We start from the raw sequence: 24,398 nt of genomic DNA on the forward strand, positions 1-24,398 counted from the left end.
GACGGTTGCATGGTCCGGGCGTTCGGTTGCTCAATGCTGGTTTGCCGGGTCTTAATCGTCGCCCTGCAGGAAGCTCAGCAGGCGCAGGACCTCGAGGTACAGCCAGATCAGGCCGACCAGGATGCCGAAGGCGGCGGTCCAGGAGTAGCGCTGCGGCAAGCCCATGCGGGTCGCCTGCTCGATCTCGTCGAAGTTGAGGATGAAGCTCAGCGACGCGACGACGATGCAGACCAGGCTGAAGATGATGCCGAGGGCACCGTTGTCGCGCAGGCCGGTGTGCACGCCGAACAACGACAGCACCAGGTTGATCAGCATGACGGCAAACAAGCCGCCCATGACCGCGATCAGACCCCGGGTGAACTTGGGCGTGGCACGGATGACGCGGGCGCGATACAGGAACGCCATCAGGAAGAAGACGCCGAAGGTGGCGACCACCGCCTGCAGGACGATGCCCGAATAGCCCATGATGTCGTTGAAGAATTTGCTGACGAGGCCGACAAAAGCCCCTTCAACGACCGCGTACGCCACGACGAGGGCCGGGTTGGCCATCCGCATGAACGAGATGACGAAGCCCAGCACCAGGCCGACCACGGCGGCACCGATCCAGGCGGCACCGAGCAGGCTGTTCGGGATCAGGTTCCATGCCGCGACGGCGGAAACGCCGGTGATGCCGAGCAGCGTCACGGTCTTGACGACAACATCGTCGATCGTCATGGGGCGTACGGCGGGGGGCGCGGCCGGGTAGCCGGTGTCCGACGCGTACGGCTGACCGTAACCCGGCTGGGCAGGCGGCCCGTAGGGTCCGTATCCGGCCCCGCGCTCCCGCTCAGCCGCTTGGCCGAGGCGCGAAAGCACCGGGTTCGATGTCTTCACTGGGTCCAGCCTCCCTGGGGGTTGGTTAGCACGCGGGCGTGCTTCGGTGGCGTGCTTCTACCAAGGGTAAGCGCACTATCGGCACAGGACCGGCTCTGCTGGCTGTGAACGAGCTGAAAAGCAAGATGCCTGCACAGGGCATGTTTCTTGCCCATTCTGCTGCTGAGTGCCGGCTCAAGCGCCGGGCGGAGGCCAGGCGTCCCCCCACTCGACATCGCGCGCCGCACGGTAGAGCGTTCCCTCCTTCTTCGAGATGATTTGCAGCTGTACGTCCCCAGCGGCGCGACAGAGCTGCATTGTCACCATGCCTTTGCGGAACTGCGGATGCCGCAGTACTCGACCGCCGGGCTGCTGGAGAGTTGGTGACGGCGCGCCCGCGATGAACGAGAACTTCTCATCCTCGTGTCCGAGTTGGGCGTTCTTGAGCCGGCGATGCACCGCGGACCGGTTTACTCGGGCGGCAAAGTGGCACCAGTCGCCCGGGGTTGTCGACAACGGGCAGGCGTTCTGGTGGGGACAGGGAGCCACGATCGTCAGCCCCAGATCGAGCATCGCTTGGCGGGCGCGGAGGACTCGCTCGTAGCCTGCCGGCGTACCGGGCTCGATGACCAGCAGCAGGCCGGCGGCCGCCGGGATGACCTGGGCGAGCAGGGCGGCTTGGGCTTGGGCGGGGAGCTCGCCGAGAACGTAGGAGACGGTGACGAGGTCGGCGCGGGGAAGGCCGGCGGAGGTGCTGGCGTGCCACTGGTCCCACATGGCTTTTCGCAAGGCCGGGTTGTTCGCTTTTCCGGTCAGGCGAGCGCCGAACGTGAGGGCGTCGGCGACTTGATCGCGTACCGAAATATCGGACAAGCCCGGATAGGCGTCGGCTGCCGCCCATACTGCTGCGCCGGTTCCGCCGCCGATGTCCAGGTGACTGCGCGGGGAGAAGTCCGAATAAGCCCCGGCAATTTGCCCTAGGGCCGCTCGGACTGCCGCGAAGGTAGCGGGCATCCGATAGGCGGCATACGCGAGAACGTCGGTTGACGAGGTAAGGATCGGCACGGAGGCGGGCTTGCCCGAGCGGTAGGCCTCGATCAGCCGACTCACCGACTGGGCCAGGCGCTCTTCGGGCGCCCGAGCGGCTTCGGTCTCAAGACCGGCACGGAGATCAGCGGGCAGCTCGGCGGTCACGATCCGAAATCCTAGGCAATGCCGTATTCGCTCGCCGCGCCCAGGTCATATGGATGGGACAGCGAGTCACGCAAGAGTCGCTCGCAGCGCCCAGGTCATCTGGATCCGACAGCGAGTCACGCAAGAGTCGCTCGCGGCGCCCAGGTCATCTGGGATCCGACGGCGAGTCACGCAGGCGGAGGTCTGGCTGCGCGGAAGGGGATGTGCCCGGGGCGGGTCTCGAACCCGCACGCCTTTTGGGGCAGCCGCTTTTAAGGCGGCCGTGTCTGCCGTTCCACCACCCGGGCCGAGTGCTGCTGACCACCGTAGCGGGTGGTGCCCGCCCGGCACGACGCCGGACGGGCATAAATCGTCGCTGGGCCCGGTGTCAGGAGTGTTGCGCTGGCTCTGGCACCGGGGTGGCGATTTCGGTCAGCGGGCGCCAGCGCCGACTCGGCGGAGTTCCTTGTTGCCGGTCAGCGGCGGCGTTACGTCCTCGAACTCCTCGCGGGGCTCGTGGAGCTGGCCCAGAGAGATGACCTCGCGCTTGAGGACCGAGGCCAGACCCCAGTCGGCGAGCACGCGCACCTTGCGGTTGAACGAGGGGATGCGGCTCACGTGGTAGAGGCGGTGCATCATCCAGGCCGGCCAGCCCTTGAGCTTGATGCCGTACACCTTGGCGACGCCCTTGTGCAGGCCCAGGCTGGCCACGCTGCCGGCGTACTTGTGCTTGTAGTCGGCGGGGGTGCCGCCAAGGATCACCTTGCGGATGTTGTCGGCCAGCACCGCAGCCTGGCGCACGGCGTGCTGGGCGCTCGGAGAGCACCAGCCACCGGGGTTGGTCAGGTCGGGGACCTGCGCGCAGTCGCCGGCCGACCAGGCGCCGTCGAGGACCTTGCCGTCCTCGGTGACGACCTGCAGGGTGGGCAGGCAGTTGACGTGGCCGCGAGGGCCGAGCGGGAGGTCCGTCTGCTCGAGCATCGGGGACGGCTTGACGCCGGCGGTCCACACGATGGTGTCGGCGCGGAAGACGTCGCCGTCGGAGAGGTGCACCTCACCGTCCACGCAGGACTTCATGATGGTCTCGAGGCGGATGTCGATGTCGCGCTTGCGCAGTTGGCGGGCCGCGTAGGCACCCATCTGCGGGCCGACCTCGGGGAGGATCTTGTTAGCCGCCTCGACCAGGACGAAGCGGACTTCCTCCTGATTGAGTTCGGGGTAGTACTTGAGGCCGTCGCGAACGACATCCTCCATCTCGGCCAGCGCCTCGGCGCCGGCGAAACCGCCGCCGACGAACAGGAACGTCAGCGACGCCTTGCGGACCTCGGGGTCCGGGGTCACGGCGGCGACGTCGAGCCGGTCGAGGACGTGGTTGCGCAGGTAGATGGCCTCACCGATGGTCTTGAGGCCGATGCCCTGCTCGCGCAGGCCCGGGATGGGCAGAGTGCGCGACACGGAACCGGGGGCGACCACGATGTGGTCGTACTCGATTTCCTTTACCGGACCGTCGATCGGCTGCACGGTGACCGTCTTGCGGGTGTGCTCGATCCTGGTGACCTCACCGGCGACGATCCGGCAACGCTTGAGCTCGCGGCGCAGCGGCACAACCGAGTGGCGCGGCGAGATGTTGCCGGCTGCCGCTTCGGGCAGGAACGGCTGGTACGTCATGTGCGGCTGCGGGTCGATGACGACGACCTCGGCACGGCGCGAGCTGAGCTTCTTCGACAGGCGAAGGGCCGTGTACAAGCCGACGTGCCCTGCTCCTACCACCACGATGCGTTGCGGGTTCACGTTGTCATTGTCGCGCCAGGGGCCGCTGGATGCGTCGTTGTGTGACCAAGGACAAGCTGGGACGTCAAGAGTCGTAACGCCTGGATTTCGATTTTGTTTCGCTGAGTGCGAGCTGTGAGAGTTCCGTCACGGACGGCGCAACAACCGGGCCAGCAGCAAGGTCAGGCCAACTGCTGCGGCTAGTCCCACCAGGGTCGCCACGAGGAACGCTCCGCCGGCCAGATCCGAGGTCAGGCCCAGAACAATGACGGTCAGCACCGCCGATCCCAACACCGCGAGCCCGGCCCGGCCGGCCCATGACAGTACGACATCAGCGTTGACGATTGCGTCGTAGGGCAGCACGGCGGCGAGTGCGGCGAGGGTATGGCCGGCGTAGGTCAAGGTGGCGATCGCGAGCACCCGCCAGAGCGCGATCCGGGCGTCGTACCAAGTGGTGTCGAGGATCCAACCGCCCACCGCGATGATCAGAACGATGGTGACACCGCGGCCGCGTGGCGCGAATGCCGGATAGATGGCTGCGACCGCGAGCAACACCATCCAGCAGCTGACCACTACGGACACCGGCCACGCAACCGTCATCGCGCCGAAGAAGGCGACGGCCACACCAGCGCGAACGAGAAGCGGCAGAATGGTGGCGCGCTTGATGACCGTGCGGGCGCGATTCGCTCGTTGGGTGATTTTCCCGGCCATGTCAACGACCCCGCGGGGCGGAGGCGAGCCGCGCGACATCGCGCAACACCAGGTCGAGGCTGCCCGCGCCGGCCCAGTCAACGACCGGTACGCCGTGCTCGCGCAACCGGCCCAGTACGTTCTCCCGTTCCATCCGCCACAGCTGGGTGGCCAGTGACGTCCACGGTCCGCTGGGTGGCGGTGCCGCATCATGCGGCAGGGTGTCCACAGCAACCGTGTATCGGCCGGACTGCACGAGTCCGGCCAGCATGTCCGCCGCGCGCGGGTCGACCAGCGGGGTCAGCACCACGACGAGCGCGTCGGAAGAAACGTTGTGGGCGCCGAAGACGTGTTCTGAATTCGGCTCGCCAGTGTCGGCTCGCACGTCGAGAAGCCATTCCAGGACGGTGAGGTATTGCCGGCGCCCGGTGGCGGGACGCAGGCGGCGGGCGGAGGAGCCGTACTCGGCCAGGGACACCCGGTCACCGCGCTGCAAGTAGTGCTCCGCGATCGCGGCGGCCGCTCGTACGGTGGTGTCGAGAACTGAGGCTTTGCCCTTTACGCCCCCTGATTCTCCGGCTTCGCCGAGCACGTCCAGGAGCAGCAGAACCTCCGCGTCTCGGTCCGACAAAGTGGACGCAACGTGCAAATCGCGGGTACGCAGGGAAACTCGCCAGTCAATGCGCCGCAGCCGGTCGCCGGGCGCGAAGGGGCGCACCCCGGCCAGTTCGCCGCCCTCCCCCGGTCGTCGCGAGCGATGGTTACCGACCAGCCCTGCCGCCGCGGGCATCGCCTCCGTGGCCGCGAACGGCTCGGTCTCCGGGTACACGCGCACGCCCTGGGCGGGGATCACCACAGGCCGGCACGCCAGCAATCCGCCACACGCGGCAACCCGGGCAGCCGCCGGTCCCACGTCCTGCCGGCCCCAGCGGGTGGCGCGGCCGCTCAAGTCAACAGCGGTCCAGCCGTCCGGTGCCACCTTGATCGCGTGCGGACGGTCGGCGTCCTCCAGCTCCAGCCACGGCGACGTCCGGGCGCGCACAACCACGAGGTCGTAGGTGATGACGTCCGGGTTTGCCACGGTTAGCCCGGCACGCACATTGCCACCTTCGACGATGTGCTCTTCGTCGGCTTCAATGCTCAATTCGGGGGCGAATCTGGGCATCCGTCGCAAAGCAACCGCGGCACCGATGGCGAAGGGTGCGGCCAGCAGCACCAGATCCACCCGGCCGAGCGCCACTCCGAGCACCAGGAGCAAGCCGGTGATCAGGACCGTACGCCCCAGCGCGCGGGTGGGCACCCAAGCCGGCTGAGCCCAGCCGTCATCGGCCACGGCCTCCGTCGGGGGCACCGCAGCGCGCAGCGTCGGCGAATCGGTCGCGCTCACTGCTCGGCATACCCGCCCGCGTACGTGGGCAGCGCCCCGCTGGCCGGCGCTGAAACGTTTTGCAGCACCTCCTGGACCACAAACGACGGGTCCACCCTGCGCAGCCACATCTCCGGCCGCAGCGTGATCCGGTGCGCCAGCGCAGGCACCGCAACGTCCTTGACGTCCTCGGGCACCACGTAATCGCGGCCGGCCATGACCGCTCGGGCGCGAGCGAGCAACAGAAGGGCAAGCGAACCACGAGGCGACGAACCGACCAAAGCGGACGCGTGCTCACGGGTCGCGGAGGTCAGGGCGACTATGTAGCGGCCGATCGAATCCTCGACCACGATCGACTCGAGCGCCGCCTGCATGGACTGCAACGTGCGAGCATCCACCATCGGTGCGATCTGCGCCTCTTCCTGACGACGCGACATCCGCCGGCGCAGCACGTCCCATTCCTCGTCCTGCGTCGGGTAGCCGAACGACACGCGCAGCATGAAACGGTCCAGCTGAGCTTCGGGCAGCGGGTACGTGCCCTCGTACTCGATGGGATTTGCGGTCGCCAGCACGTGGAACGGCGGGTCCAGACGGTAGGTGACGCCCTCGACCGACACCTGCTTTTCCTGCATGGCTTCGAGCAGCGCCGCCTGAGTTTTCGGTGGCGTGCGGTTGATCTCGTCCGCCAGCAACATGTTGGTGAATACCGGACCTGCCCGGAAGGCGAAGTCGCCCTTGCGCTGGTCATAGAGGAACGAACCGGTCACGTCGGCGGGCAGCAGGTCTGGGGTGAACTGCAGGCGCCGGAAGTCGAGTCCGAGGGCCTGCGCGAACGAGCGAGCGGTCAGCGTCTTGCCAAGGCCGGGCAAATCCTCCAAAAGCACGTGCCCGCCGGCCAGAATGCCGGCCAGCACCAGCTCAAGGGAATCCCGCTTGCCGACCACCACGCTGCCGACCGCGTCGAGGACTGCGCCTGCCAGGCGGCCCACCTCGTAGGGCGGCATCGCCTCAACGCTCGCGTCCGTCACCGAACCACCCTTCTCAAATTCTTTCCAAGGCTTCCACGTACGACGCCAGGTCCCGCGGTTTCGGCGTGCGCCGCACCGAGTCGTTGAGCATTTCCCACAGCGGTTCGCCCATCAGCTCGCGTGCCCGCTTCGGATCCGACTCGCGCGTGATGCCGTGCCGCAGCCGCAGCCGCTCATCGGTCAATTCCGACAGCGCCGGCAGGACGATACGCGAGAACCGGTCCGGGTCATCGTGCGACCACTGGAGTTGTTTTTCCCAGCGATGCACCGCTGTCCGCAGCGTGTCACCACCGGACCAGAAATACTCGCCAGGCTCCTCGCCACGACGGCCCGACCGGCGCGGTACCGGTGGCGGGGCCACTTCGGACACCGCGAGCATGAGCAGGCGCAGGGCCACGAACGCAGCCACAATGAGCAGCACCGACACCTTGAGGCCCTGAGACCGCAGCACCGCCACGGTGATCGCGGAGGCGGCGCCGACGAGCAAGGCGTTGCGCAGGACCCAGGCAACCTTGGATCGGGGCTTTTCGACCGGCTCCTGATACTCCTCGGCGGCGGCCGGCTCCTCGACAGATCCGAAAAGTCCGGCAAGCCCCTCGTCCGGATCGCGGCTCACGACGCCACCCCCGCCCCGAGATCGGTGCGCAGCCGCTCCAACGCGGTTCGGGCCTGCTGCCGCATCTGGTTGTCCACGGTGTGCGTCGCATATCGCGCTTGCCGGTAAACGTGCGCGAAAGGAGTGAGCACTGCGGCTTCGAGCCGCTGCTCGGCGAGCAGGCGAGCGACCAAGTCGGTGGGGCTGTCGCCGGCGTGGCGTGGGGTTCCGGCCGCGGCCGCGGCGTCCTCCAGGCGCACCCAACAGGCGATCACGGCTCGGCGCGGGTCCCGGTCGCTGTCCGACAGCTCCTGCAAGCCGGCATCAACAGCAGCAACCAAATCTTCGGCGGTACGTACATCTGTCCGCTTTGCCGCCCGCTTCCCCCGCCGCCGCCCACGTCGGCGCGCGACATCGCGGAACAGAGCCCATATCACCAGGGAAACCACCAGAACGCCCGCGATCGCGAGCACAATCCACGCCGCAGTTCCTACCCAATCGGGCAAACCACCGGCCGCTTCGACCGGCTTGAGTGACTGGCTGGCGATCGGCTCGGGAGTGGGCGGCAGCAACGGAACAGCCGATTCCTCCGGCAGGGCATCCGGGTTGAAGCGTTCAAGCTGCGGCGCCGAGCGGGTGGCGGCCAGCGCGGCGATGCTGAGCAGCATGATGACGGCGACCAGGGGCCACCAACGGCGCAGTGCGGCGAGATCCAAGAGTCCGGCGATCCTTGCTGGCTCAGCGCGGCGGGTGCCGCACGACCTTTACTCATTCAGCGCGGCGGGGCCGCAAACCGCTTGTTCAGCGCGGTGTGTGCCGCAGGACCGAATCATGCCAGGCCCGCTAGCTGTTTCGCACTGTCGAACACGTCGTCCAGCATGGCGGGCGTCAAACGGCCGGTGAACGTGTTCTGCTGCGAGACGTGGTAGCAGCCGAGCAGATCCGGGCCGCCGGGCATGCTGACGTGGGCGCCGTGCGTGAATTTGGGGCGTGGGACGGGGGCGCTGAGTCCGTACACCTGCTTGAGAATTGGCCACCATGCAGCCCAGGCAAAACCGCCGAGAGCGACCACGACGCGCAGCGTGGGTCTGATCAGTGAGACCTCGCGGTGCAGCCAGGGCGCGCAGGTGTCGCGCTCGACTGGCAGTGGCTTGTTGTCCGGCGGCGCGCACCGGACCGCCGCGAAAATCCGGGTGTGTGCGAAGGCCAGACCGTCGTCGGCGCTGACGCTGGTGGACTGATTGGCGAGGCCGGCTCGGTGCATGGCGGCGATGAGCACATCACCCGAGCGGTCGCCGGTGAAGATGCGGCCGGTGCGGTTGCCGCCGTGCGCAGCCGGGGCGAGCCCGAGTATTGCGATCGCGGCGTCGCTGGGACCCATTCCGGGGATCGGACGGCCCCAATAGGTCTGGTCACGGAAGGCGGCCCGCTTGGTGACCGCAACTTCCTCCCGCCAGGCAACCAGCCGCGGACAGGCAAAACAGTCCGAAATTTCGGCGTCGAGCACGGGCAAATCGGGCGCGGCGGATGCCTGGGTGGCTACATCTTCTGGGGTACGGCTGAGCACGCCCTCTAGCGAAGCACGATCCGGCCGGGAAGGTGGGTCCGGTCCGGGCGATTGATTTTGGTTGAGGCGATCGGGCGAGGGCGCGTGGCGTGCCGGCGGGTGGCTCGGCGTGGCGGTCAGTCTGGGCTGGCGCGGCGATTGGCGTTTCAGGCGACCAATCAATGCGGCGGCGGACGGGTGGGCTTCCGGTGCGCCAAGCGGGGCGGAACCGGTCGATGCGGGGACTGCTCGGCTCAGCGGGTGGCGGCGGAGGCGGTTACGGAGCCGCTCAGGTAGGGGGCTGGGCGCGGTCAGAAGGGTGTTGATGTCTGTCGTCACAAACGGATCATCGACACCCTTCGTCATGCCCACGACTCAGGGGTAGTTAGGACTTACTCGTCTAGGCCTCGCCCTCGCCGGAGCCGGCCCGGAGCGGACCGACGCCGCCGCCCCGCCGACCACGGCGACCGCCCCCGCCGACCCGCCGGCTGCGGACCCGCCGACGTCCAGCTGATCACTGCCGGGCGGTGTTGCCACTGCGGCGAATCAGCCGTCACCGCGCCGGGTTGGCTACGCCAGCGCGGTGTGATGACAGCGGCCAACGCGCTGCGCGAGTTGCCGGGTCAAGCCCCCGCAACCTCAAATCGGCGGTCAGCGAGTTCCCAGCTTTTCTCGGGCTACGGCACAGGGCATTCCTAGGTATGCGTCGCACACTGGAGGCAGGCCCCTGGAGGGTCGGTGCTCGTCCCCCGTGCGTGCGCCGGCCCTGCAGGTTGAACGAGAAGCGCTGTCACGACCGCCGCCCCAGTCGAGGCGGCGCTTTTCTTTGACCGCATTCGCGCAGTGGGCCGTCTCAAAAGCGGCCATATCGGCTGTGCAGGTACTGCGCACGCGAGTAATGGGCGGCCGCTGCTCCGTAGTACATCGTCGCGAGCGACACGTGGAAACTGTTGTCGGTCAGGGCGTTCTTGGCGTTCGCGGTCTCGGACCAGCGAATCTCGGCGTCGGTGGGGCTGATCCCGCGCCGTGCGCAGCGTTGCAGAGTCATCTCCTTGCCGAGTCGCCAGGTCTCCAGGGCCGCTTCGGCCTGCCGCATCATGGCCCGGGCCTGTTCGATGAGGGACTCGGCAAGGGTCCAGGCGGCGTGCTCCTCGTCGCTGTGAAACTCAGGCATGGCGACACCTCCCACACGGGATCAGGCTGGCGAAATGTCCGTCCATTCAGTGTGTGAGATGGGTTTGGCGAGTGTCGATCTTTTACACCCGCAGGGGGTACCCAGCCGCAGGTAGACGCGCTCACCAGCGCCGATGACCGCAGCGCCAAAGCGAAAATGCCGTGCCAAACGAAACTGCCGCGCCGGAAATCGGCGCGGCAGCGGACGTGCAATGAGATCTATCAGGCGGTCTTGGCGACGCCGACCGGGCAGGTCATGCCGTTGGGGCCGTGGTTGCAGTAGCCGCCCGGGTTCTTGCTGTCCGAGAGGTATTGCTGGTGGTAATCCTCGGCGTAGTAGTACCTGGTCAGCGGGCCGATCTCAGTGGTGATCGAGCCGCGGCCGGCCTTGGTGACGATCGGCTGGAACGCCTCCAGGGAAGCCTGGGCGATCTTGGCCTGCTCCGGCGTCGTCGTGTAGATGGCCGAGCGGTACTGGGTGCCCACGTCGTTGCCCTGGCGCATGCCCTGGGTCGGGTCGTGGTTCTCCCAGAACGCCTTGAGCAGGTCCTCGTAGGCGATCTTGGAGGGGTCGTAGACCACCTGGACGACCTCGGCATGGCCGGTCGCGCCCGAGCAGGTCTCCTCGTACGTCGGGTTCTCGGTGAAGCCGCCCGCGTAGCCGACCGAGGTCGAGTACACGCCGGGCAGGCGCCAGAAGATGCGCTCGGCGCCCCAGAAACAGCCCATGCCGAACACGGCCGTCTCGAGTCCGGCCGGCCAGGGGCCCTTCAGCGGGTTTCCGAGCACCGTGTGCGTGTCGGCCACCGGCATCTCGATGAACCGGCCCGGAAGGGCCTTATCGGGGGTGGGTAGCTCGGCCTTCTTGTACCGCAGGAACACGGTGACTCCCTTCATCCGCTGGGTGCAACACCATCCACCCCGCCATCCTTACCCGATCGAGCAAGACGCCCGGCCGAGAGGCCACGATCAACCCGAACCAAAGGCCGTACCGATCCGAGCGGCGTATTCCGCGGCCTCCTCGTCCGAGGCGTACTTGTGCCGAGGCCAGAAGAACCCGCGCAATCCGTCCCCCTTTGTCCGGGGCACCACATGGAAGTGCAGGTGCGGCTGCGACTGCGACACCACGTTGTTGTTCGCCACAAAGGTGCCCTGCGAGCCGAGCGCCGCCGGCACCGCCTCAGCCAAGCGCTGGACAAGTCCGAAATAGTCCGCCAGATCGCTTGACGGCAGATCAGTCAATTGGGGTACGTGCGCACGCGGCACGATCAGGACATGTCCCTTGAACACCGGGCGGACATCCAGGAACCCGACGCCCTCAGGCGTGTCGGCCACCTTGAACGCGGGGACCGTGCCCGCCACGATGCCGCAGAAGACACAGTCAGCCATCAGCGCAGACTAACGTTGCCCTTCATGACGGGTAACAACTACGGCTTTGACACTCTCGCCATTCACGCGGGGCAGGAACCGGATCCTCGGACGGGTTCGGTGGTGCCGCCTATTTATCAGACGAGCACGTACGCGCAGGATGCCGTTGGCTCGCCGCGGCTGGGCTACGAGTACAGCCGCTCGGGCAACCCGACTCGCGACGCTTTGCAGGAATGCCTCGCGGCGCTCGAGGGCGGACGCCGCGGCTTGGCCTTCGCCAGCGGCCTCGCCGCCGAGGACGCGCTGCTGCGGGCGGTGTGCCGGCCGGGTGATCACGTGGTGATCCCCGATGACGCGTACGGCGGCACGTTCCGCCTGTTCAGCAAGGTCGCCGAGAACTGGGGGCTGGACTGGACCGCGGTGCCGCTGAACGACCTTGATGCCGTTCGTGCCGCCTTCCGCCCCGGGCATACGCGGATGATCTGGGTGGAAACGCCCACGAATCCACTGCTGAACATTGCCGACATCGCTGCGCTGGCTGCCTTGGCGCATGAGTATGACGCGCTGCTCGCGGTCGACAACACGTTCGCCTCGCCGTATCTTCAGCAGCCCATCGCCCTGGGCGCCGACGTGGTCATCCACTCCACGACGAAGTACCTGGGCGGGCATTCCGACGTGGTCGGCGGGGCCCTGGTCGCGGCCGATGACGGGTTGGGGGAGCAGCTCGCGTTCCATCAGAACGCCATGGGTGCGGTGAACGGGCCGTTCGATGCGTGGCTCACTCTTCGCGGAATCAAGACTTTGGGCGTACGGATGGATCGGCACTGTGACAACGCCGAGCGCATCGTCGCGTTCCTTGAGGGGCACCCCAAGGTGGGCGCGGTTCTGTATCCCGGTCTCGAGTCGCATCCCGGACACGAAACTGCTGCCAAGCAGATGTCGCGTTTCGGGGGCATGATCTCCTTCCGGGCGCGCGGTGGTCTTGAGCAGGCCATTGACATCTGCAACCGGACAAAACTCTTCGTGTTGGCCGAGTCGCTGGGCGGCGTGGAATCGCTGATCGAGCACCCTGGGCAAATGACACACCTCAGCGCGGCGGGCTCACCGCTTGAAGTCCCCGCCGATCTCGTGCGACTGTCTGTCGGCATCGAAACCGCTGACGATTTGCTCGCCGATCTGGAACAGGCGCTCAGCTGAGCTCCTGGACGGCGGACGACGATGTGACGGCGGTGTAAAGGCTTTCAATACAGACAAAGCGGAGACGGGCCATGGATAACCTGGCGACCACGTGGGTGGGTGCCACGGCGAAGCAGATCTCCCGAGCGGTCCGTCGCGGAGACACGACCGCCACGCAGGTGGTAGCGGATCACCTCGAACAGATCGCGATCTCCGATCCGGAGATCGCGGCGTTCCGGGTGGTGCGCGGCGGCGAGGCGATCGCCGAGGCCGAGAAGGTCGACGAGCAGGAGGACCTGGCGAACCTTCCGCTGGCCGGTGTGCCGGTTGCGGTGAAGGAGAACACGCAGGTCGCCGGCTTGCCTACCTGGCATGGCTCGGAGGCCGCGCGCAAGGAGATCGCCGAGGAGGATCACGAAGTCGTCCGCCGGTTGCGTGGCGCGGGTGCCGTAGTCGTCGGCGTGACCCGAATGCCCGAAATGGGACTGTGGGCCACGACCGACGACGCCGATGCTCCCACCCGTAACCCCTGGCTGCTTGACCGCACGGCAGGCGGCTCGTCGGGCGGCGCGGCGGCGGCAGTCGCGGCGGGCCTGGTGCCGATTGCGCATGGCAACGACGGGCTCGGCTCGGTGCGCATCCCGGCTGCTTGCTGCGGACTTGTCGGACTTAAACCAGGTCGCGGCACCGTCCCGGTCGACCTGGGCCAGGATGGTTGGTTCGGTCTGGTGGAGCACGGCATTCTCGCCACCACGGTCGCGGATGCTGCGCTCGGGTTCAGTGCTCTGGCCGGTCGGGCTCCCGCCAAGCTCACCCCACCGGAAAAGCTGCGGGTGGGCGTGAGCTTGCGCTCCCCGATTCAGGGGGTACGACCAGACGAGCCGAACCGTGCCGCCGTCGCAACCGCCGCACGGCTCTTGGTCGATGCCGGGCACGACACCGTGACCGCCGACCCGCCCTACACCACGGCCCTCGGGCTCGCGGTGCTGCTGACCTGGTTCGCCTCGGCGTACCAGGAATCCTCCGGTCTTGACGTGAAGAAGCTGCAACCGCGAACCCGCCGGCACATCGCGCTTGGCAAGGTCGCCTCGAACCGCGGTTGGGTACGCCAGCAAACCCGCGACGCGTGGCGAACCAAGGCGATCGAGTTCTTCGCGAAGAACGAAATCGACGTGCTCCTCACCCCCGTGCTGGCCACCGTCCCACCCCCGGCCGGAGGGCATGCCAGCGGCAGTTGGCGCGCCAACATGCGGACGAACATCACGTATGCCCCTTATGCCGCCCCTTGGAACGTCGCCGGCCTGCCCGCGATAGTCGTGCCGGTGGGGGTGCGCCCGGACGGGCTGCCGGTCGGCGTGCAATTCGTAGGCCCGCCCGACTCGGAGCTCACGCTGCTGTCGATCGCGGGGCTGCTCGAAGTGGCGAACCCCTGGCAGCGGCACGCGTTCGTGTGACCGCGACCCGGTTTGCCACCGGGTCGCGGGGTCCGAATCTTCCATCCGGTCGTCATGGCGGCGCGGCTCACGGGAGGTGGTGGTCGCTGCGTGCCCGTTGGGTGGCACGATCACTGCTATGAGGGACCTGCTTTCGCTCGCCGACATCGAGGCCGCTCGCAAGCTGCTCGCCGGCGTCGTGAGGACCACCCCGCTCGATCATTCGATGCCGTTGAGCGCGACGCTGGGCATGCCGGCGTTTCTCAAGTGCGAGAACCAGCAACGCGCCGGCTCGTACAAGGTTCGCGGGGCATATACCCGAATTTCCCGGCTATCGCCGGAGGAGCGGGCGCGGGGAGTCGTTGCGGCCAGCGCGGGCAACCACGCCCAGGGTGTGGCGCTGGCTGCTGGACTCTTGGGTACGCACGCAACGGTCTTCATGCCCGAGGGCGCGCCGCTGCCCAAGGTCGCCGCGACCAAAGGGTACGGCGCTGAGATCGAGTACGCCGGCAGCACGGTCGACGACTCGCTCGCCGCCGCCCGCGAATTCGCGGACCGAACCGGGGCGGTGCTGATTCACCCGTTCGACCATCGCGATGTCATCGCGGGCCAGGGCACAGTCGGACTCGAAATCCTCGAACAGTGTCCCGAGGTCGGCACCATCGTCACCGCGGTCGGTGGCGGTGGCCTGATTTCGGGTGTGGCAGTGGCGGCAAAAGCCATCAAACCCGATATTCGGATCATCGGCGTGCAAGCGGCGGGCGCGGCTGCCTACCCGCTCTCCCTGGCTGCGGGTGCCCCCGTCACGCTGGCGGAGTCCGCCACCATCGCCGACGGCATCGCGGTGATGCGCCCGGGTGATCTGACCTTTGCGCATGTGGCTGACCTGGTCGACGACGTTGTCACGGTCACCGACGAGGACCTGTCGGCAGCGCTGTTGGTGCTGCTCGAACGTCACAAGCTGGTGGTGGAACCGGCCGGGGGAGCAGCGGTCGCCGCCTTGCTCTCCGCCAGCCTCCCGCTGAAGCCGCCAGTCGTGGGCATCCTTTCGGGCGGCAACATCGACCCGATGCTGCTCATGCGCGTCATCGAACACGGGCTGGCCTCCGCGGGCCGCTTCCTTCGGCTGTCCGTGCGCACCGGCGACAAACCCGGCGAACTCGCCCGAATCCTCGCCGAGATCGCCCGGCATCGCGCGAACATCGTGGACGTCATGCACACCCGGCAGGAACCGCGCCTCAGCTTCGGTGAGGTGGAAGTGCAACTGTCGGTGGAGACCCGGGGCCCCGACCACTCGCAAACGCTGATCGGTTCACTCCGCGAATCCGGTTACGCGGTAACCCTGCTCTCCGGCACCCCGTAGAGGAAGCGCCCCGCCGCACCGGCTGCGGTGGGGCACCCTTTAGTTCAGCGCCGCGCCGCGCTACCCGCAGCTGGGCACCCTCGTCAGTCGGCGCAGTGCGGCACTACCGGCGGTCGGGCCCGTAAATTTGCGCAGCGCCGCCCGCCCCGCATAGTGCCGCTCGCGCTGCCGAGGCCCGGCCAGCACCCCACATAAGGAAGGCATACCTGCGCAGGCCAGCGCCCCTGCCCCGGTGAGAGCAGCGGCGCCGGCCTGCGAACAGTCGAGGGCGGGGTCAGCCGCCGAAGGGGGAGAACTCCACGACAGTGACCTTGATGTCCGCGCCGCTGGGGGCGGTGTAGGTGACCGTCTGGCCCTTGTTGGCGTCGAGAATGGCCTTGCCGAGCGCCGACTCAGGGCTGTATACGGTGAGGTCAGTGGTCGACGCGATCTCGCGAGAGCCGAGCAGGAACTTCTCGGTGTCGCTCTTGTCGTCGTCGAAGTAGATCGTCACCACCATGCCGGGCGCGACCTTGTTGGCGGTGGGGGCGTCGCCGACCTCGGCGTTGCGCAGGAATTCCTTCAGGTAGAGGATCCGGCCTTCCTGCTTGCCCTGCTCCTCACGGGCAGCGTGGTAGCCGCCGTTCTCTCGCAGGTCGCCCTCCTCGCGGCGGGCGTTGATCTCGGCGGCGACGGCCGGCCGGGCTGCGATCAACTCGTCGAGCTCGGCCTGCAGCCGGTCGTAAGCGTCCTGGGAGAGCCAGGTCTTCGACGCTTCTGAACTGGTCACAGACTTCTCCTTGAAGCGGGCTGAGCGTGCGGAGCGAATCACCAAGCTTACCAGCGGTAGGGTAGGTGGACGATTCGCTGGAATTGCCTGGTGCTTTCTTACCGTGCGGGTCTGACAGTTTCCTTGGTCCGGCGTGCGGAACCGGCGCGCAGGGTGCGTGGGAAAACTGTGGACGTACCGGAAATCAGCTTGCGGCTCGGCAGTTGAGCACGTCTCCGACGAATGCCTGGGCCGTGGTCGGAACGATCTCGGAGGCCTTGATCGTGCGTTCGTCGCCGACGGCCTGGACCGTCACCGTGCGGGTGCCAACCGTCGCGCCGGCATAGTCGCGGGCGCGTAAACCGCAGATTGCCGCGCCGCCCGGAGGTACTTGCACGGTGAAATCGAGGGTCACCTGAGTGGGCGTCACATCGGTCCAGCGAACGATCTGAGCGTCATAGTCAGGGTCGCCGTATTGGCTGTAGAGGCGGAAAGAAAGCGCAACTGCGGCCACGGCGATCACCGCTGCGAATATGATCGGCCCGGCAAGGCGACGGCGCCCGTCCCGACGCCGGCCGTAACGGCCCGGTGGGAATACCGGTGCTGTGGCGCGCGTCTCGCTCACCAGGGGACCTCTCCTGCGAAAAGTGTCAGTGCCATCGGACAGAATGGCCTTGTCCATCTTCGCAGCCGAAACCGGGTCCACCACATGAGGTCCGGTCGAGGGAGATATCAGTGGTTGAGCAGTTGCGTCTGATGACCGTGCACGCGCACCCGGATGACGAGTCGAGCAAGGGTGCCGCCACCATGGCGCGTTATGTCGCCGAGGGCGTTGACGTGCTGGTCGCAACGTGTACCGGCGGCGAGCGCGGCAGCGTGCTCAACCCGAAAATGGACCGGCCGGAGGTGCTGGCCGACATTGCCAACATCCGCAAGCGGGAGATGGACAATGCGCGAGAAATCCTAGGCGTACGCCAGGCGTGGCTCGGTTTCGTCGACTCGGGCTTGCCCGAGGGTGACCCGCTGCCGCCGCTACCCGAAGGCTGCTTCGGACTGGTCGACCCGGCCGAGGGCGCCATTCCGCTGATCAAACTCATTCGGGAGTTCAAGCCGCACGTCATCACCACGTACGACGAAAACGGCGGCTACCCGCACCCGGATCACATCATGTGCCACAACATTTCCGTGGTGGCGTTCGACGCAGCCGGTGACCCCGGCCAGCACCCGGAATTGGGCGAGCCGTGGCAGCCCCTGAAGCTGTACTACAACGGCGGCTGGACACGCGCCCGCATGCTCGCACTGCACGAGGGCATGATCGCCGCCGGCCTCGAATCGCCGTACACGGAATGGCTCGAGAAGTCCGAAGACCGCCCCGACCGCGGCGACAAGGTCACCACCCGGATCGAATGCGGCGAATACTTCGAGGTCCGCGACGACGCATTGCGCGCCCACGCCACCCAGGTCGACCCGGACGGCTTCTGGTTCAAGGTCCCAACCGAAATGCAGCAGAAGGTATGGCCGACAGAGGACTTCGAACTGGCCCGGTCGCTGGTTGACAGCCCGATCCCGGAGTCGGACTTGTTTGCCGGGATCCGGGAGTCAATTCAGGCTCGCTGATCGGGTGGTTTCTCGGGGGTACGCGCTCATCTGGCTTGTTGAGGGCCGTCCAGGCGTACCCCGGAGATCTGCTTTTGCTTGTGATCACCTCGGCTGGCGCCGGTTGGCTTCCTGCGGTGTTGGTGATCGACCGCATGTTGTGGCTGCCGCGACTCTTCAGCAGGCGGTTGCGGCGGGCGTGCTTCTTGGCGGGTTCCCGAGGTGGTTCCGCGAGAGGTGAGGGCCCGGCCTTCTTTCGTGATGGCTGGAGGCGCCATGGACGTTGGGCTGGGCTCGGCCCCCTCGCGGGGGCCGGGACGTGTTTGGCCCGGTACTCAAGTCGCGGCGCCCACGCTTGGCGAGCGCTCGTGACGGTCAGCACCATCAACGGCGCTGCCCTCGATGGCGCTTGGGCGGTATCGAGAGCGACCCCGCAGCGGTAGCCCGGCATTGCCGGGCCCGCAGCTGGGCCATCGGCGGTCGTGCTGGGCCCCGGGCGGCGGGGCCGGGGTCGGTTCGCGCGAAATTGCGGGATCCCGCGGCCGGGTGTGGTGCTGGCGGGCGTACCTTTGACGTGTGGATATCGTTGCCGTGAACAACTTCGGGGACACCCGGTCCGGCGGGCTGGCCGGCCCCATGGGCCTCTTCATCATCGTGTTGTTGACCGTCGCGACGGTGCTGTTGATCCGTAACATGAATAAGCGGTTGCGTCGGCTTCCCGACAGTTTTCCCGACAATCGCGGTGTCACGCGGGACGCTGAGGCGACAAGTGTCGAAGCGAAGCTCGCTCAGGGTGACGACACCCCTAAGACGCGTGTGGCCGAGGGCGGACGTTCCTCGATGGACGAATCCAGGACAGATGCTGAGGTCGCGGGCGTGGATTCTGCAGAAGACCGGACAAAGGACGGTGGCCGCAGCGATCGCTCCTGAGATCGAGTGCGCTGGATCCACTTTGTCAAGTTGCCCTGAGCAATCATCCCGGTCGGCCATCACCGTCTCGGCATCGATGATGCTTCTCCGTCAACCCCTGTTGCGTTCCGCCGGATTGGCTTAGCCTTCCGCCGGGGGGCTTTGACGTCCCTCGACCCTGCGCGGAAAGGGGGCCGTCGATGACCATCTCCCGCCCGCTGCTTCCTCCACTGCAGATGCACGTGCATCCGCCTGTGCCGCTGGTCAGCGGCCTCCGGTGTGACCAGGAGCAAGATCGTTCCCGAGCGCTTCGGCCCTTGGCTCCTGCGGCAATCGTGGGACCACCCCAAGCCACGTTACGAAGAGAGCAACCGGCTGACGCACCCGCGCCGGTGGTCCCGGCAAGGGCCGCGTTGGACGTGAGCGACAGTGCAGTCACTGCCTTGCTCCTGTCGGCGTGTGCGCATGACGCTAATTCGGACTCATCTCCCCGGGCGGGCCGGGTACCCCTTTCGCGCTTGTCTGCTCCGGCCTTGCGCTTGTCTGCTCCGGCCTCGCGCCTGCAGTCGCCGGCTTCGTGCCTCCTCGCACCGGCCTCGTGCTTTCGCGCCCATCCCGGCCTGGCCTCGCTTCAGAAGGGCTCGCTCCGGAAGGCCTCGCCCGTTTCGGCGATCGAGCCACGCCGGATCGCCTCGAACTCCGGGAGCAGGCCCGCTCCCGGTTCGGATCGTTCGGGCGAGGAGGTGACATGACTTCGTCGACCGCTGTTACGGCGATGGCACCCCGGGATGCTGGAGGCGCCGTTGTTGCGTCAGTTCGGCGCGCTTCGGCCGTACGCATGTTGTTTGCTTCTGTCCTTGTTGCGGCTTTTGCCAGCGCTTTTGCTGGCGTTTTTCTTCCGCTGTCGAGCACCGAGTCGTTCACCGTCACGCCGATTGTTGGCGTCGGCATGGCGTTGCTGCTGGTCATGCTCGGGCAACTAGGACGTCTGCGCTTCCGTGTCGGCCGTGGCACTGTCAGTGTGTCGTGGGCCGAGACGGCGTTCATCCTCGGGTTCACTTTCGCCCCGCCCGGATGGGTGCCCGCCGCGACGCTCGTGGGCGTGGCCGCCGCGTGGCTGTTCATCACCTGGCTCAACGGTCAGCGGATGGTCGCGGATGTCGTTCATCTCGCTGCGTCTCTCACGCTGGGAGCTTCGGGCGCAACCTTCATCTCGTACGTCATAGCTGGACCTGCTGCGTCTGTGGACAGCCGTCGAACTCAGTTGGCTCTGGTGGCCGGCGCCGCCGTGTACCAGGTCATCACGCTCGGACTTGCGGTCCTCACCTTGACTCTGCGCCAGGACGCGGCGCCGATGCAGGTTGCCGTTCAGGCCTTGCACGCGAAGTTGCCGATGTTCGTAGGCAACGTGATAGTCGGATTGTCCATCCTCTATCTGCTGGTCAACGGTCCGGTGTGGCTGATCGCTGTGCCGGTGGTGCTCTGGTTACTGCAGCGTGGATATCGCAGCCATCTACGCGCTGAAGAAGAAAAGCGCATTTGGGCGGCATTTGCCCGGGCCACCCGAACCCTGAACGGGTCGACCGAGCGTGCCGTAGCCGAGGCGGGCCTACGCGGGGCGCTGGATGTTTTCGGCGCGCGACGGGTTGAGATTGAAGTGACTTTGTCGCTTTCGCCCGGCAGTTCCGGCGCGTCCTTGACGTCGGTGGACAAAAACCCCATCGGTTCTTCGCTCGGGTTGTCGGCGGGTGTCGTGGCTGACGGCGGACTTCCGGAGGACCGGCGATACGCCGCGGACGCGTGGGAGCGGGCGTCTGACGCGATGCCGGGTCCGGTGATCACGCGGGCGATGACCGTCGGAGGCGCGCAGGTGGGCGATCTGACCGTCTGGCTCGCCGAGCCGGCTCTGCCCGCCGCTCAAGATGAGCTTGCTGTGTCCGCTTTCGCGGATGTGCTGGCCGGCGCCTTGCATGACGCGGCGGCACGTGAGCGGCTGGCGCTGCTCGATGCTCAGGTCGCCTACGAGGGAGCCCACGATCCATTGACCGGCCTCGCGAACCGCGCCGCGTTGCTGTCCGATGGGGACGAAACACTCAAGTCACTCAACCCGGACTGCCCGGTCGCCGTCCTGCTGCTCGATGTCAACAACTTCCGCGAGGTCAACCGAACCCTCGGATATCGAGCCGGCGATGCCGTACTGCGAACCATGGCCGAGCGGCTGATCGATCTCTCCCGGGAACAGGAGATCATCGCCCGGCTGGGTGACGACGAGTTCGCAATCCTGCTGCCCACCGTGGCAGCGGTTACCGATTCGTCCACGCCGCTGCAGGAGGTGCCGAGCCCCCTTCCCCACGCCTTGCGCCGTGCCCGCGAAGTCATTGACGCTGTGGGCAAACCGGTTGATATCGACGGCGTCCGTCTCGTCACCGAAGTAGCCGTTGGCGTCGTTGTGGAAACAGCCGGCTGTGCCGAGCTGGGCGAACTCATCCGCCGGGCCGGCGTAGCGCTCGACCAGGCCAAGGCGCTCAACGTGGCAGTCGCGGCGTATGACAGCAACCACGACCCGACCAGCACCGACCACCTGTCGTTGCCTGCCGAGCTGCTCGACGCGCTCACCGCGGACGACCAACTGATCCTGATGTTGCAGCCCGAGGTCGACCTCGAAACCGGGGCGCCAACCGGCGTCGAAGCGCTGATCCGATGGAATCATCCCCGGCGGGGCTTACTGACGCCTGATTCCTTCGTTCGCACGGCAGAGAACGGCGGGCTTCTCGGACCTTTCACTCGATACATCCTCGACCGGGCGCTTCTGGCGGCTGCCGGTTGGGCGGCCGCCGGGTTGGACGTACCCGTTTCGGTAAATGTGTCCGCACGCAGCCTGCTCGACGTGACTTTCCCGGCCCAGGTCGCCGAAGCCTTGCGGCGGCATCGCATCGTCCCCGACCGGTTGGTGCTCGAGGTCACCGAGTCGCTGGCGGTCAGTAACTCCACCGTTGTTGACGAGGTCCTGGACGCGCTGCGCGAACTCGGCGTGCAGATCTCGGTCGACGACTTCGGCACCGGCTTCTCGTCGCTGGCGTTCGTCACGCGGGTCGTCGTGGACGAACTCAAGGTGGACCGGTCATTCGTCCAGGAAATGGCCGATTCGCCGAGCGCTGCTGCGATCGTTCGTGGCGCGGTGGAACTCGGCACACGCCTGGGTGCCCGGGTGGTCGCCGAGGGCGTCGAAACCGCCGACCAGCGAGCGGCGCTGCTGGCGCTGGGCTGTACCTCCGCCCAGGGCTACCACTTCAGCCGCCCGCTACCAGCCGACAAAATCGTTCCGGTACTGCAGCAGATGACCGCCGCCGCTCCGCCCACCATCCTGCCGCTCCGAGTAGATGGCGCCTCCTGACCAGCGCTACCCGCTTCCGCGCCGGCCTGATCCTTATCCCCGACTGACCATCGGCCCGACCAGCGCGGCTCACTTCGCGCTACCGCGTGTTCCGCTTGCACCACACGTTTTCCTCGATTAACCGAGGTTAATTTGACGTCATGACAAATCGTCTGGCGACCGCCGCTTCGCCGTACCTGCTCCAGCACGCCACCAACCCGGTTGACTGGTGGCCCTGGTCGCCGGAGGCGTTCGAGGAGGCCCGTCGGCGGGACGTACCGGTGCTCGTCTCGATTGGTTATGCCGCCTGCCACTGGTGCCATGTCATGGCGCATGAGTCGTTCGAGGATGAAACGGTCGCTCGGCAGGTCAACGAGCACTTCGTGGCGATCAAGGTTGACCGCGAGGAGCGCCCGGACGTCGACGCTGTCTACATGGCTGCCACGCAGGCCATGACCGGGCAGGGCGGGTGGCCGATGACCGTCTTTGCGACGCCGGAAGGCGAACCCTTTTTCTGCGGTACGTACTTCCCGCCCGCGAGCTTCACCCGGCTACTCGACTCGATCGCCGAAGCCTGGCGCACCCAGCGCGCAGCGGTACTCAAGCAAAGCTCAACGGTGGTCGAAGCCATCGGGGGCGCGCAACTGGTCGGCGGTCCTACCGCTCCCATTTCGGCCGATTTGCTCGACGCGGCCGCGGCCCAGCTCGCCAAGGACCACGACACTCAGTACGGCGGCTTCGGCGGTGCCCCGAAGTTCCCGCCGCACATGAACTTGCTGTTCCTGCTGCGCCGCCATCAGCGCACCGGTTCGGCCGAGGACCTGGAGATGGTCCGCCATACCGCCGAGCAGATGGCTCGCGGCGGCATCTACGACCAGATCGGTGGGGGATTTGCCCGCTATGCCGTGGACAACACCTGGACCGTGCCGCACTTCGAGAAGATGCTGTACGACAACGCCCTGCTGCTGCGGGTCTACACCCAGCTCTGGCGTTTGACTGAGGACCCGCTCGCCCGTCGCATCGCCGATGAGACCGCGACGTTCCTGCTCCGCGATCTCGCAACCTCCGCGGGCGGCCTGGCGTCAGCCCTCGACGCAGACACCGAGGGGACCGAGGGCCTTACCTACTCCTGGACGCCGGCTCAGCTCATCGAAGCTCTGGGCGAAGACGACGGCACCTGGGCGGCCGACCTGTTCGCGGTCACCACCAAAGGCACATTCGAACACGGCACCAGCGTTCTGGCGCTCGCCCGGGACATCGATGCGGCAGACCCGGCCTTGGTGGCGCGCTGGCAGAAAATTCGCTCAAGTCTTCATTCGGTACGGGCAAAGCGTCCTCAACCGGCACGAGATGACAAGGTCGTCGCATCCTGGAACGGCCTCGCCATCACCGCCCTCGCTGAACATGCCATCCTGCTGAATTCGCCGTCCTCCCGCCAAGCTGCGATCGCGCTGGCCGACGTGCTCGCCACCCGTCACCTCGTCGACGGGCGCCTGCGCCGTGTTTCCCGGGGTGGCGTGGTCGGTGAACCGGCCGGGGTTCTGGAGGACTACGGGGCCGTCGCCGAAGCATTCTGCGCTGTGCACCAGCTCACCGGTGATGGTCGTTGGCTCAGTCTGGCTGGCGATCTTCTTCAGGTGGCGTTGGATCACTTCGGGACGGGCAACGGCGGCTTCTACGACACTGCGGACGACGCGGAACGGCTCGTCACCCGCCCGGCAGATCCGACCGATAACGCCACCCCGTCCGGTTTGTCCGCCATGTGCGCGGGTCTTGTCGCGTATGCAGCTCTCAGCGGCGAAACGCGGTTCCGCGAGGCTGCCGATGCTGCGCTGGCCACCGTCGGACCGCTGATCGGTGGACATCCACGCTTCACCGGTTACTCGGCGACGGTGGCGGAAGCTGCGCTCGCCGGCCCGTTCGAGATCGCGATCGTTACCGAGAATCCGGAGGAGCCCCTGGTGGGGGCCGCCTACCGGCACGCTCCGCCGGGAACGGTGATCGTCGTTGGCCGGCCGGACCAGGATGACGTCCCGCTGCTCGCCGACCGTCCGTTCATCGAGGGTGCGGCGGCAGCCTATGTTTGTCGCGGTTTCGTGTGCGATCGGCCGGTGACCACGGTGGACGACCTCGAGGCACGGTTAGCTCGGTAACGGCCGTCTCCACGGCCCGGGAAGTGCGGAGCCCGCTTGGTTGTCGACCGCCCTTGACCTGGTAATCGGGCGTGTCGTAGTCATGC

General features: G+C 67.0%; 21 protein-coding genes and 1 tRNA gene. 7 read left to right on the top strand and 15 right to left on the bottom strand.

Going from position 1 to position 24,398, the window contains the following annotated elements:
- Nucleotides 1-51 precede the first annotated feature (51 nt).
- From TFC3_RS05075 to TFC3_RS05135, 13 genes are all read right to left on the bottom strand, one after another.
- The gene (locus tag TFC3_RS05075; RefSeq protein ID WP_067496268.1) at nucleotides 52-873 is read right to left on the bottom strand and encodes a Bax inhibitor-1/YccA family protein; all 822 of its coding nucleotides are present in this window, start codon (nucleotides 871-873) and stop codon (nucleotides 52-54) included.
- 174 nt (nucleotides 874-1,047) lie between these two features.
- Entirely contained in the window at nucleotides 1,048-2,046 is a 999-nt protein-coding gene (locus TFC3_RS05080; protein ID WP_067496272.1) for a small ribosomal subunit Rsm22 family protein, read from the bottom strand.
- 204 nt (nucleotides 2,047-2,250) lie between these two features.
- Nucleotides 2,251-2,333: transfer RNA gene (locus TFC3_RS05085), tRNA-Leu, on the bottom strand.
- 124 nt (nucleotides 2,334-2,457) lie between these two features.
- Nucleotides 2,458-3,816: an NAD(P)/FAD-dependent oxidoreductase gene (locus tag TFC3_RS05090; RefSeq protein ID WP_067496275.1), complete on the bottom strand. Its 1,359-nt coding sequence runs from the start codon at nucleotides 3,814-3,816 to the stop codon at nucleotides 2,458-2,460.
- A gap of 126 nt (nucleotides 3,817-3,942) precedes the next feature.
- Nucleotides 3,943-4,506, bottom strand: coding sequence for a hypothetical protein (locus TFC3_RS05095; protein ID WP_067496277.1), 564 nt, complete (start codon nucleotides 4,504-4,506; stop codon nucleotides 3,943-3,945).
- Nucleotide 4,507: 1 nt separating this feature from the next.
- The gene (locus TFC3_RS05100; RefSeq protein WP_082772369.1) at nucleotides 4,508-5,848 is read right to left on the bottom strand and encodes a DUF58 domain-containing protein; all 1,341 of its coding nucleotides are present in this window, start codon (nucleotides 5,846-5,848) and stop codon (nucleotides 4,508-4,510) included.
- Nucleotides 5,849-5,868: 20 nt separating this feature from the next.
- Nucleotides 5,869-6,855, bottom strand: coding sequence for a MoxR family ATPase (locus TFC3_RS05105; RefSeq protein ID WP_067506005.1), 987 nt, complete (start codon nucleotides 6,853-6,855; stop codon nucleotides 5,869-5,871).
- A gap of 37 nt (nucleotides 6,856-6,892) precedes the next feature.
- On the bottom strand, nucleotides 6,893-7,495 hold the full coding sequence (locus tag TFC3_RS05110) for a hypothetical protein (protein ID WP_067496280.1): 603 nt from the start codon (nucleotides 7,493-7,495) through the stop codon (nucleotides 6,893-6,895).
- The gene (locus TFC3_RS05115) at nucleotides 7,492-8,190 is read right to left on the bottom strand and encodes a DUF4129 domain-containing protein (protein WP_067496283.1); all 699 of its coding nucleotides are present in this window, start codon (nucleotides 8,188-8,190) and stop codon (nucleotides 7,492-7,494) included. Before TFC3_RS05115 ends, TFC3_RS05110 begins: the two co-directional genes overlap by 4 nt.
- 113 nt (nucleotides 8,191-8,303) lie before the next feature.
- Nucleotides 8,304-9,041 (bottom strand): uracil-DNA glycosylase, encoded by a 738-nt coding sequence (locus TFC3_RS05120; RefSeq protein ID WP_067496285.1) that lies wholly within the window; start codon nucleotides 9,039-9,041, stop codon nucleotides 8,304-8,306.
- 832 nt (nucleotides 9,042-9,873) lie between these two features.
- The gene (locus TFC3_RS05125; protein WP_067496288.1) at nucleotides 9,874-10,194 is read right to left on the bottom strand and encodes a hypothetical protein; all 321 of its coding nucleotides are present in this window, start codon (nucleotides 10,192-10,194) and stop codon (nucleotides 9,874-9,876) included.
- A 221-nt stretch (nucleotides 10,195-10,415) separates the two neighbouring features.
- The gene (msrA, locus tag TFC3_RS05130) at nucleotides 10,416-11,075 is read right to left on the bottom strand and encodes a peptide-methionine (S)-S-oxide reductase MsrA (RefSeq protein ID WP_067506008.1); all 660 of its coding nucleotides are present in this window, start codon (nucleotides 11,073-11,075) and stop codon (nucleotides 10,416-10,418) included.
- Nucleotides 11,076-11,162: 87 nt separating this feature from the next.
- Nucleotides 11,163-11,582, bottom strand: coding sequence for an HIT family protein (locus TFC3_RS05135; RefSeq protein WP_067496291.1), 420 nt, complete (start codon nucleotides 11,580-11,582; stop codon nucleotides 11,163-11,165).
- Nucleotides 11,583-11,606: 24 nt separating this feature from the next.
- On the opposite strand from TFC3_RS05135, the gene TFC3_RS05140 reads away from it, so the two are divergent.
- The 3 genes from TFC3_RS05140 to ilvA all read left to right on the top strand — a co-directional run bounded on the left by TFC3_RS05140 (nucleotide 11,607) and on the right by ilvA (nucleotide 15,533).
- Nucleotides 11,607-12,758, top strand: a complete 1,152-nt coding sequence (locus TFC3_RS05140; protein WP_067496294.1) for a cystathionine gamma-synthase — start codon at nucleotides 11,607-11,609, stop codon at nucleotides 12,756-12,758.
- A 71-nt stretch (nucleotides 12,759-12,829) separates the two neighbouring features.
- Nucleotides 12,830-14,191, top strand: coding sequence for an amidase (locus TFC3_RS05145; RefSeq protein WP_067496297.1), 1,362 nt, complete (start codon nucleotides 12,830-12,832; stop codon nucleotides 14,189-14,191).
- Nucleotides 14,192-14,309: 118 nt separating this feature from the next.
- Nucleotides 14,310-15,533 carry a threonine ammonia-lyase gene (gene ilvA, locus TFC3_RS05150; protein WP_067496298.1) on the top strand — a complete coding sequence of 408 codons (1,224 nt, stop codon included), beginning with the start codon at nucleotides 14,310-14,312 and terminating at the stop codon, nucleotides 15,531-15,533.
- Between the two features lie 274 nt (nucleotides 15,534-15,807).
- Here ilvA and greA read toward each other — a convergent pair whose 3' ends face one another.
- Both greA and TFC3_RS05160 read right to left on the bottom strand, forming a co-directional pair.
- Entirely contained in the window at nucleotides 15,808-16,302 is a 495-nt protein-coding gene (gene greA, locus TFC3_RS05155) for a transcription elongation factor GreA (protein WP_067496301.1), read from the bottom strand.
- A 184-nt stretch (nucleotides 16,303-16,486) separates the two neighbouring features.
- Nucleotides 16,487-16,906, bottom strand: a complete 420-nt coding sequence (locus tag TFC3_RS05160; RefSeq protein WP_067496304.1) for a DUF4307 domain-containing protein — start codon at nucleotides 16,904-16,906, stop codon at nucleotides 16,487-16,489.
- A gap of 110 nt (nucleotides 16,907-17,016) precedes the next feature.
- Here TFC3_RS05160 and mca point away from each other — a divergent pair, with 110 nt between their 5' ends.
- The 4 genes from mca (at nucleotide 17,017) to TFC3_RS05180 (ending at nucleotide 24,312) form a co-directional block, all read left to right on the top strand.
- Nucleotides 17,017-17,898 carry a mycothiol conjugate amidase Mca gene (gene mca / locus TFC3_RS05165; protein WP_067496307.1) on the top strand — a complete coding sequence of 294 codons (882 nt, stop codon included), beginning with the start codon at nucleotides 17,017-17,019 and terminating at the stop codon, nucleotides 17,896-17,898.
- A gap of 615 nt (nucleotides 17,899-18,513) precedes the next feature.
- A complete protein-coding gene (locus tag TFC3_RS05170) occupies nucleotides 18,514-18,807 on the top strand; it encodes a hypothetical protein (RefSeq protein ID WP_236718361.1) in 294 nt (97 codons plus the stop codon).
- Nucleotides 18,808-19,624: 817 nt separating this feature from the next.
- The gene (locus tag TFC3_RS05175) at nucleotides 19,625-22,180 is read left to right on the top strand and encodes a bifunctional diguanylate cyclase/phosphodiesterase (protein WP_153040407.1); all 2,556 of its coding nucleotides are present in this window, start codon (nucleotides 19,625-19,627) and stop codon (nucleotides 22,178-22,180) included.
- Nucleotides 22,181-22,320: 140 nt separating this feature from the next.
- Nucleotides 22,321-24,312, top strand: a complete 1,992-nt coding sequence (locus TFC3_RS05180) for a thioredoxin domain-containing protein (RefSeq protein ID WP_067496316.1) — start codon at nucleotides 22,321-22,323, stop codon at nucleotides 24,310-24,312.
- The last annotated feature ends 86 nt before the right edge of the window (nucleotides 24,313-24,398 follow it).

Origin of the sequence: Actinoplanes sp. TFC3 (assembly GCF_001553785.1) — a bacterium.
Taxonomy (GTDB): Bacteria; Actinomycetota; Actinomycetes; order Mycobacteriales; family Micromonosporaceae; genus Actinoplanes.

Bases quoted from the DNA above. Each gene is read 5' to 3' on its own strand.
- TFC3_RS05095 (WP_067496277.1), bottom strand. From the start codon at position 4,506: ATGGCCGGGAAAATCACCCAACGAGCGAATCGCGCCCGCACGGTCATC.
- TFC3_RS05105 (WP_067506005.1), bottom strand. From the start codon at position 6,855: ATGCCGCCCTACGAGGTGGGCCGCCTGGCAGGCGCAGTCCTCGACGCG.
- TFC3_RS05125 (WP_067496288.1), bottom strand. From the start codon at position 10,194: ATGCCTGAGTTTCACAGCGACGAGGAGCACGCCGCCTGGACCCTTGCC.
- TFC3_RS05135 (WP_067496291.1), bottom strand. From the start codon at position 11,582: ATGGCTGACTGTGTCTTCTGCGGCATCGTGGCGGGCACGGTCCCCGCG.
- TFC3_RS05140 (WP_067496294.1), top strand. From the start codon at position 11,607: ATGACGGGTAACAACTACGGCTTTGACACTCTCGCCATTCACGCGGGG.
- TFC3_RS05145 (WP_067496297.1), top strand. From the start codon at position 12,830: ATGGATAACCTGGCGACCACGTGGGTGGGTGCCACGGCGAAGCAGATC.
- ilvA (WP_067496298.1), top strand. From the start codon at position 14,310: ATGAGGGACCTGCTTTCGCTCGCCGACATCGAGGCCGCTCGCAAGCTG.
- TFC3_RS05170 (WP_236718361.1), top strand. From the start codon at position 18,514: ATGGGCCTCTTCATCATCGTGTTGTTGACCGTCGCGACGGTGCTGTTG.
- TFC3_RS05175 (WP_153040407.1), top strand. From the start codon at position 19,625: ATGTTGTTTGCTTCTGTCCTTGTTGCGGCTTTTGCCAGCGCTTTTGCT.
- TFC3_RS05180 (WP_067496316.1), top strand. From the start codon at position 22,321: ATGACAAATCGTCTGGCGACCGCCGCTTCGCCGTACCTGCTCCAGCAC.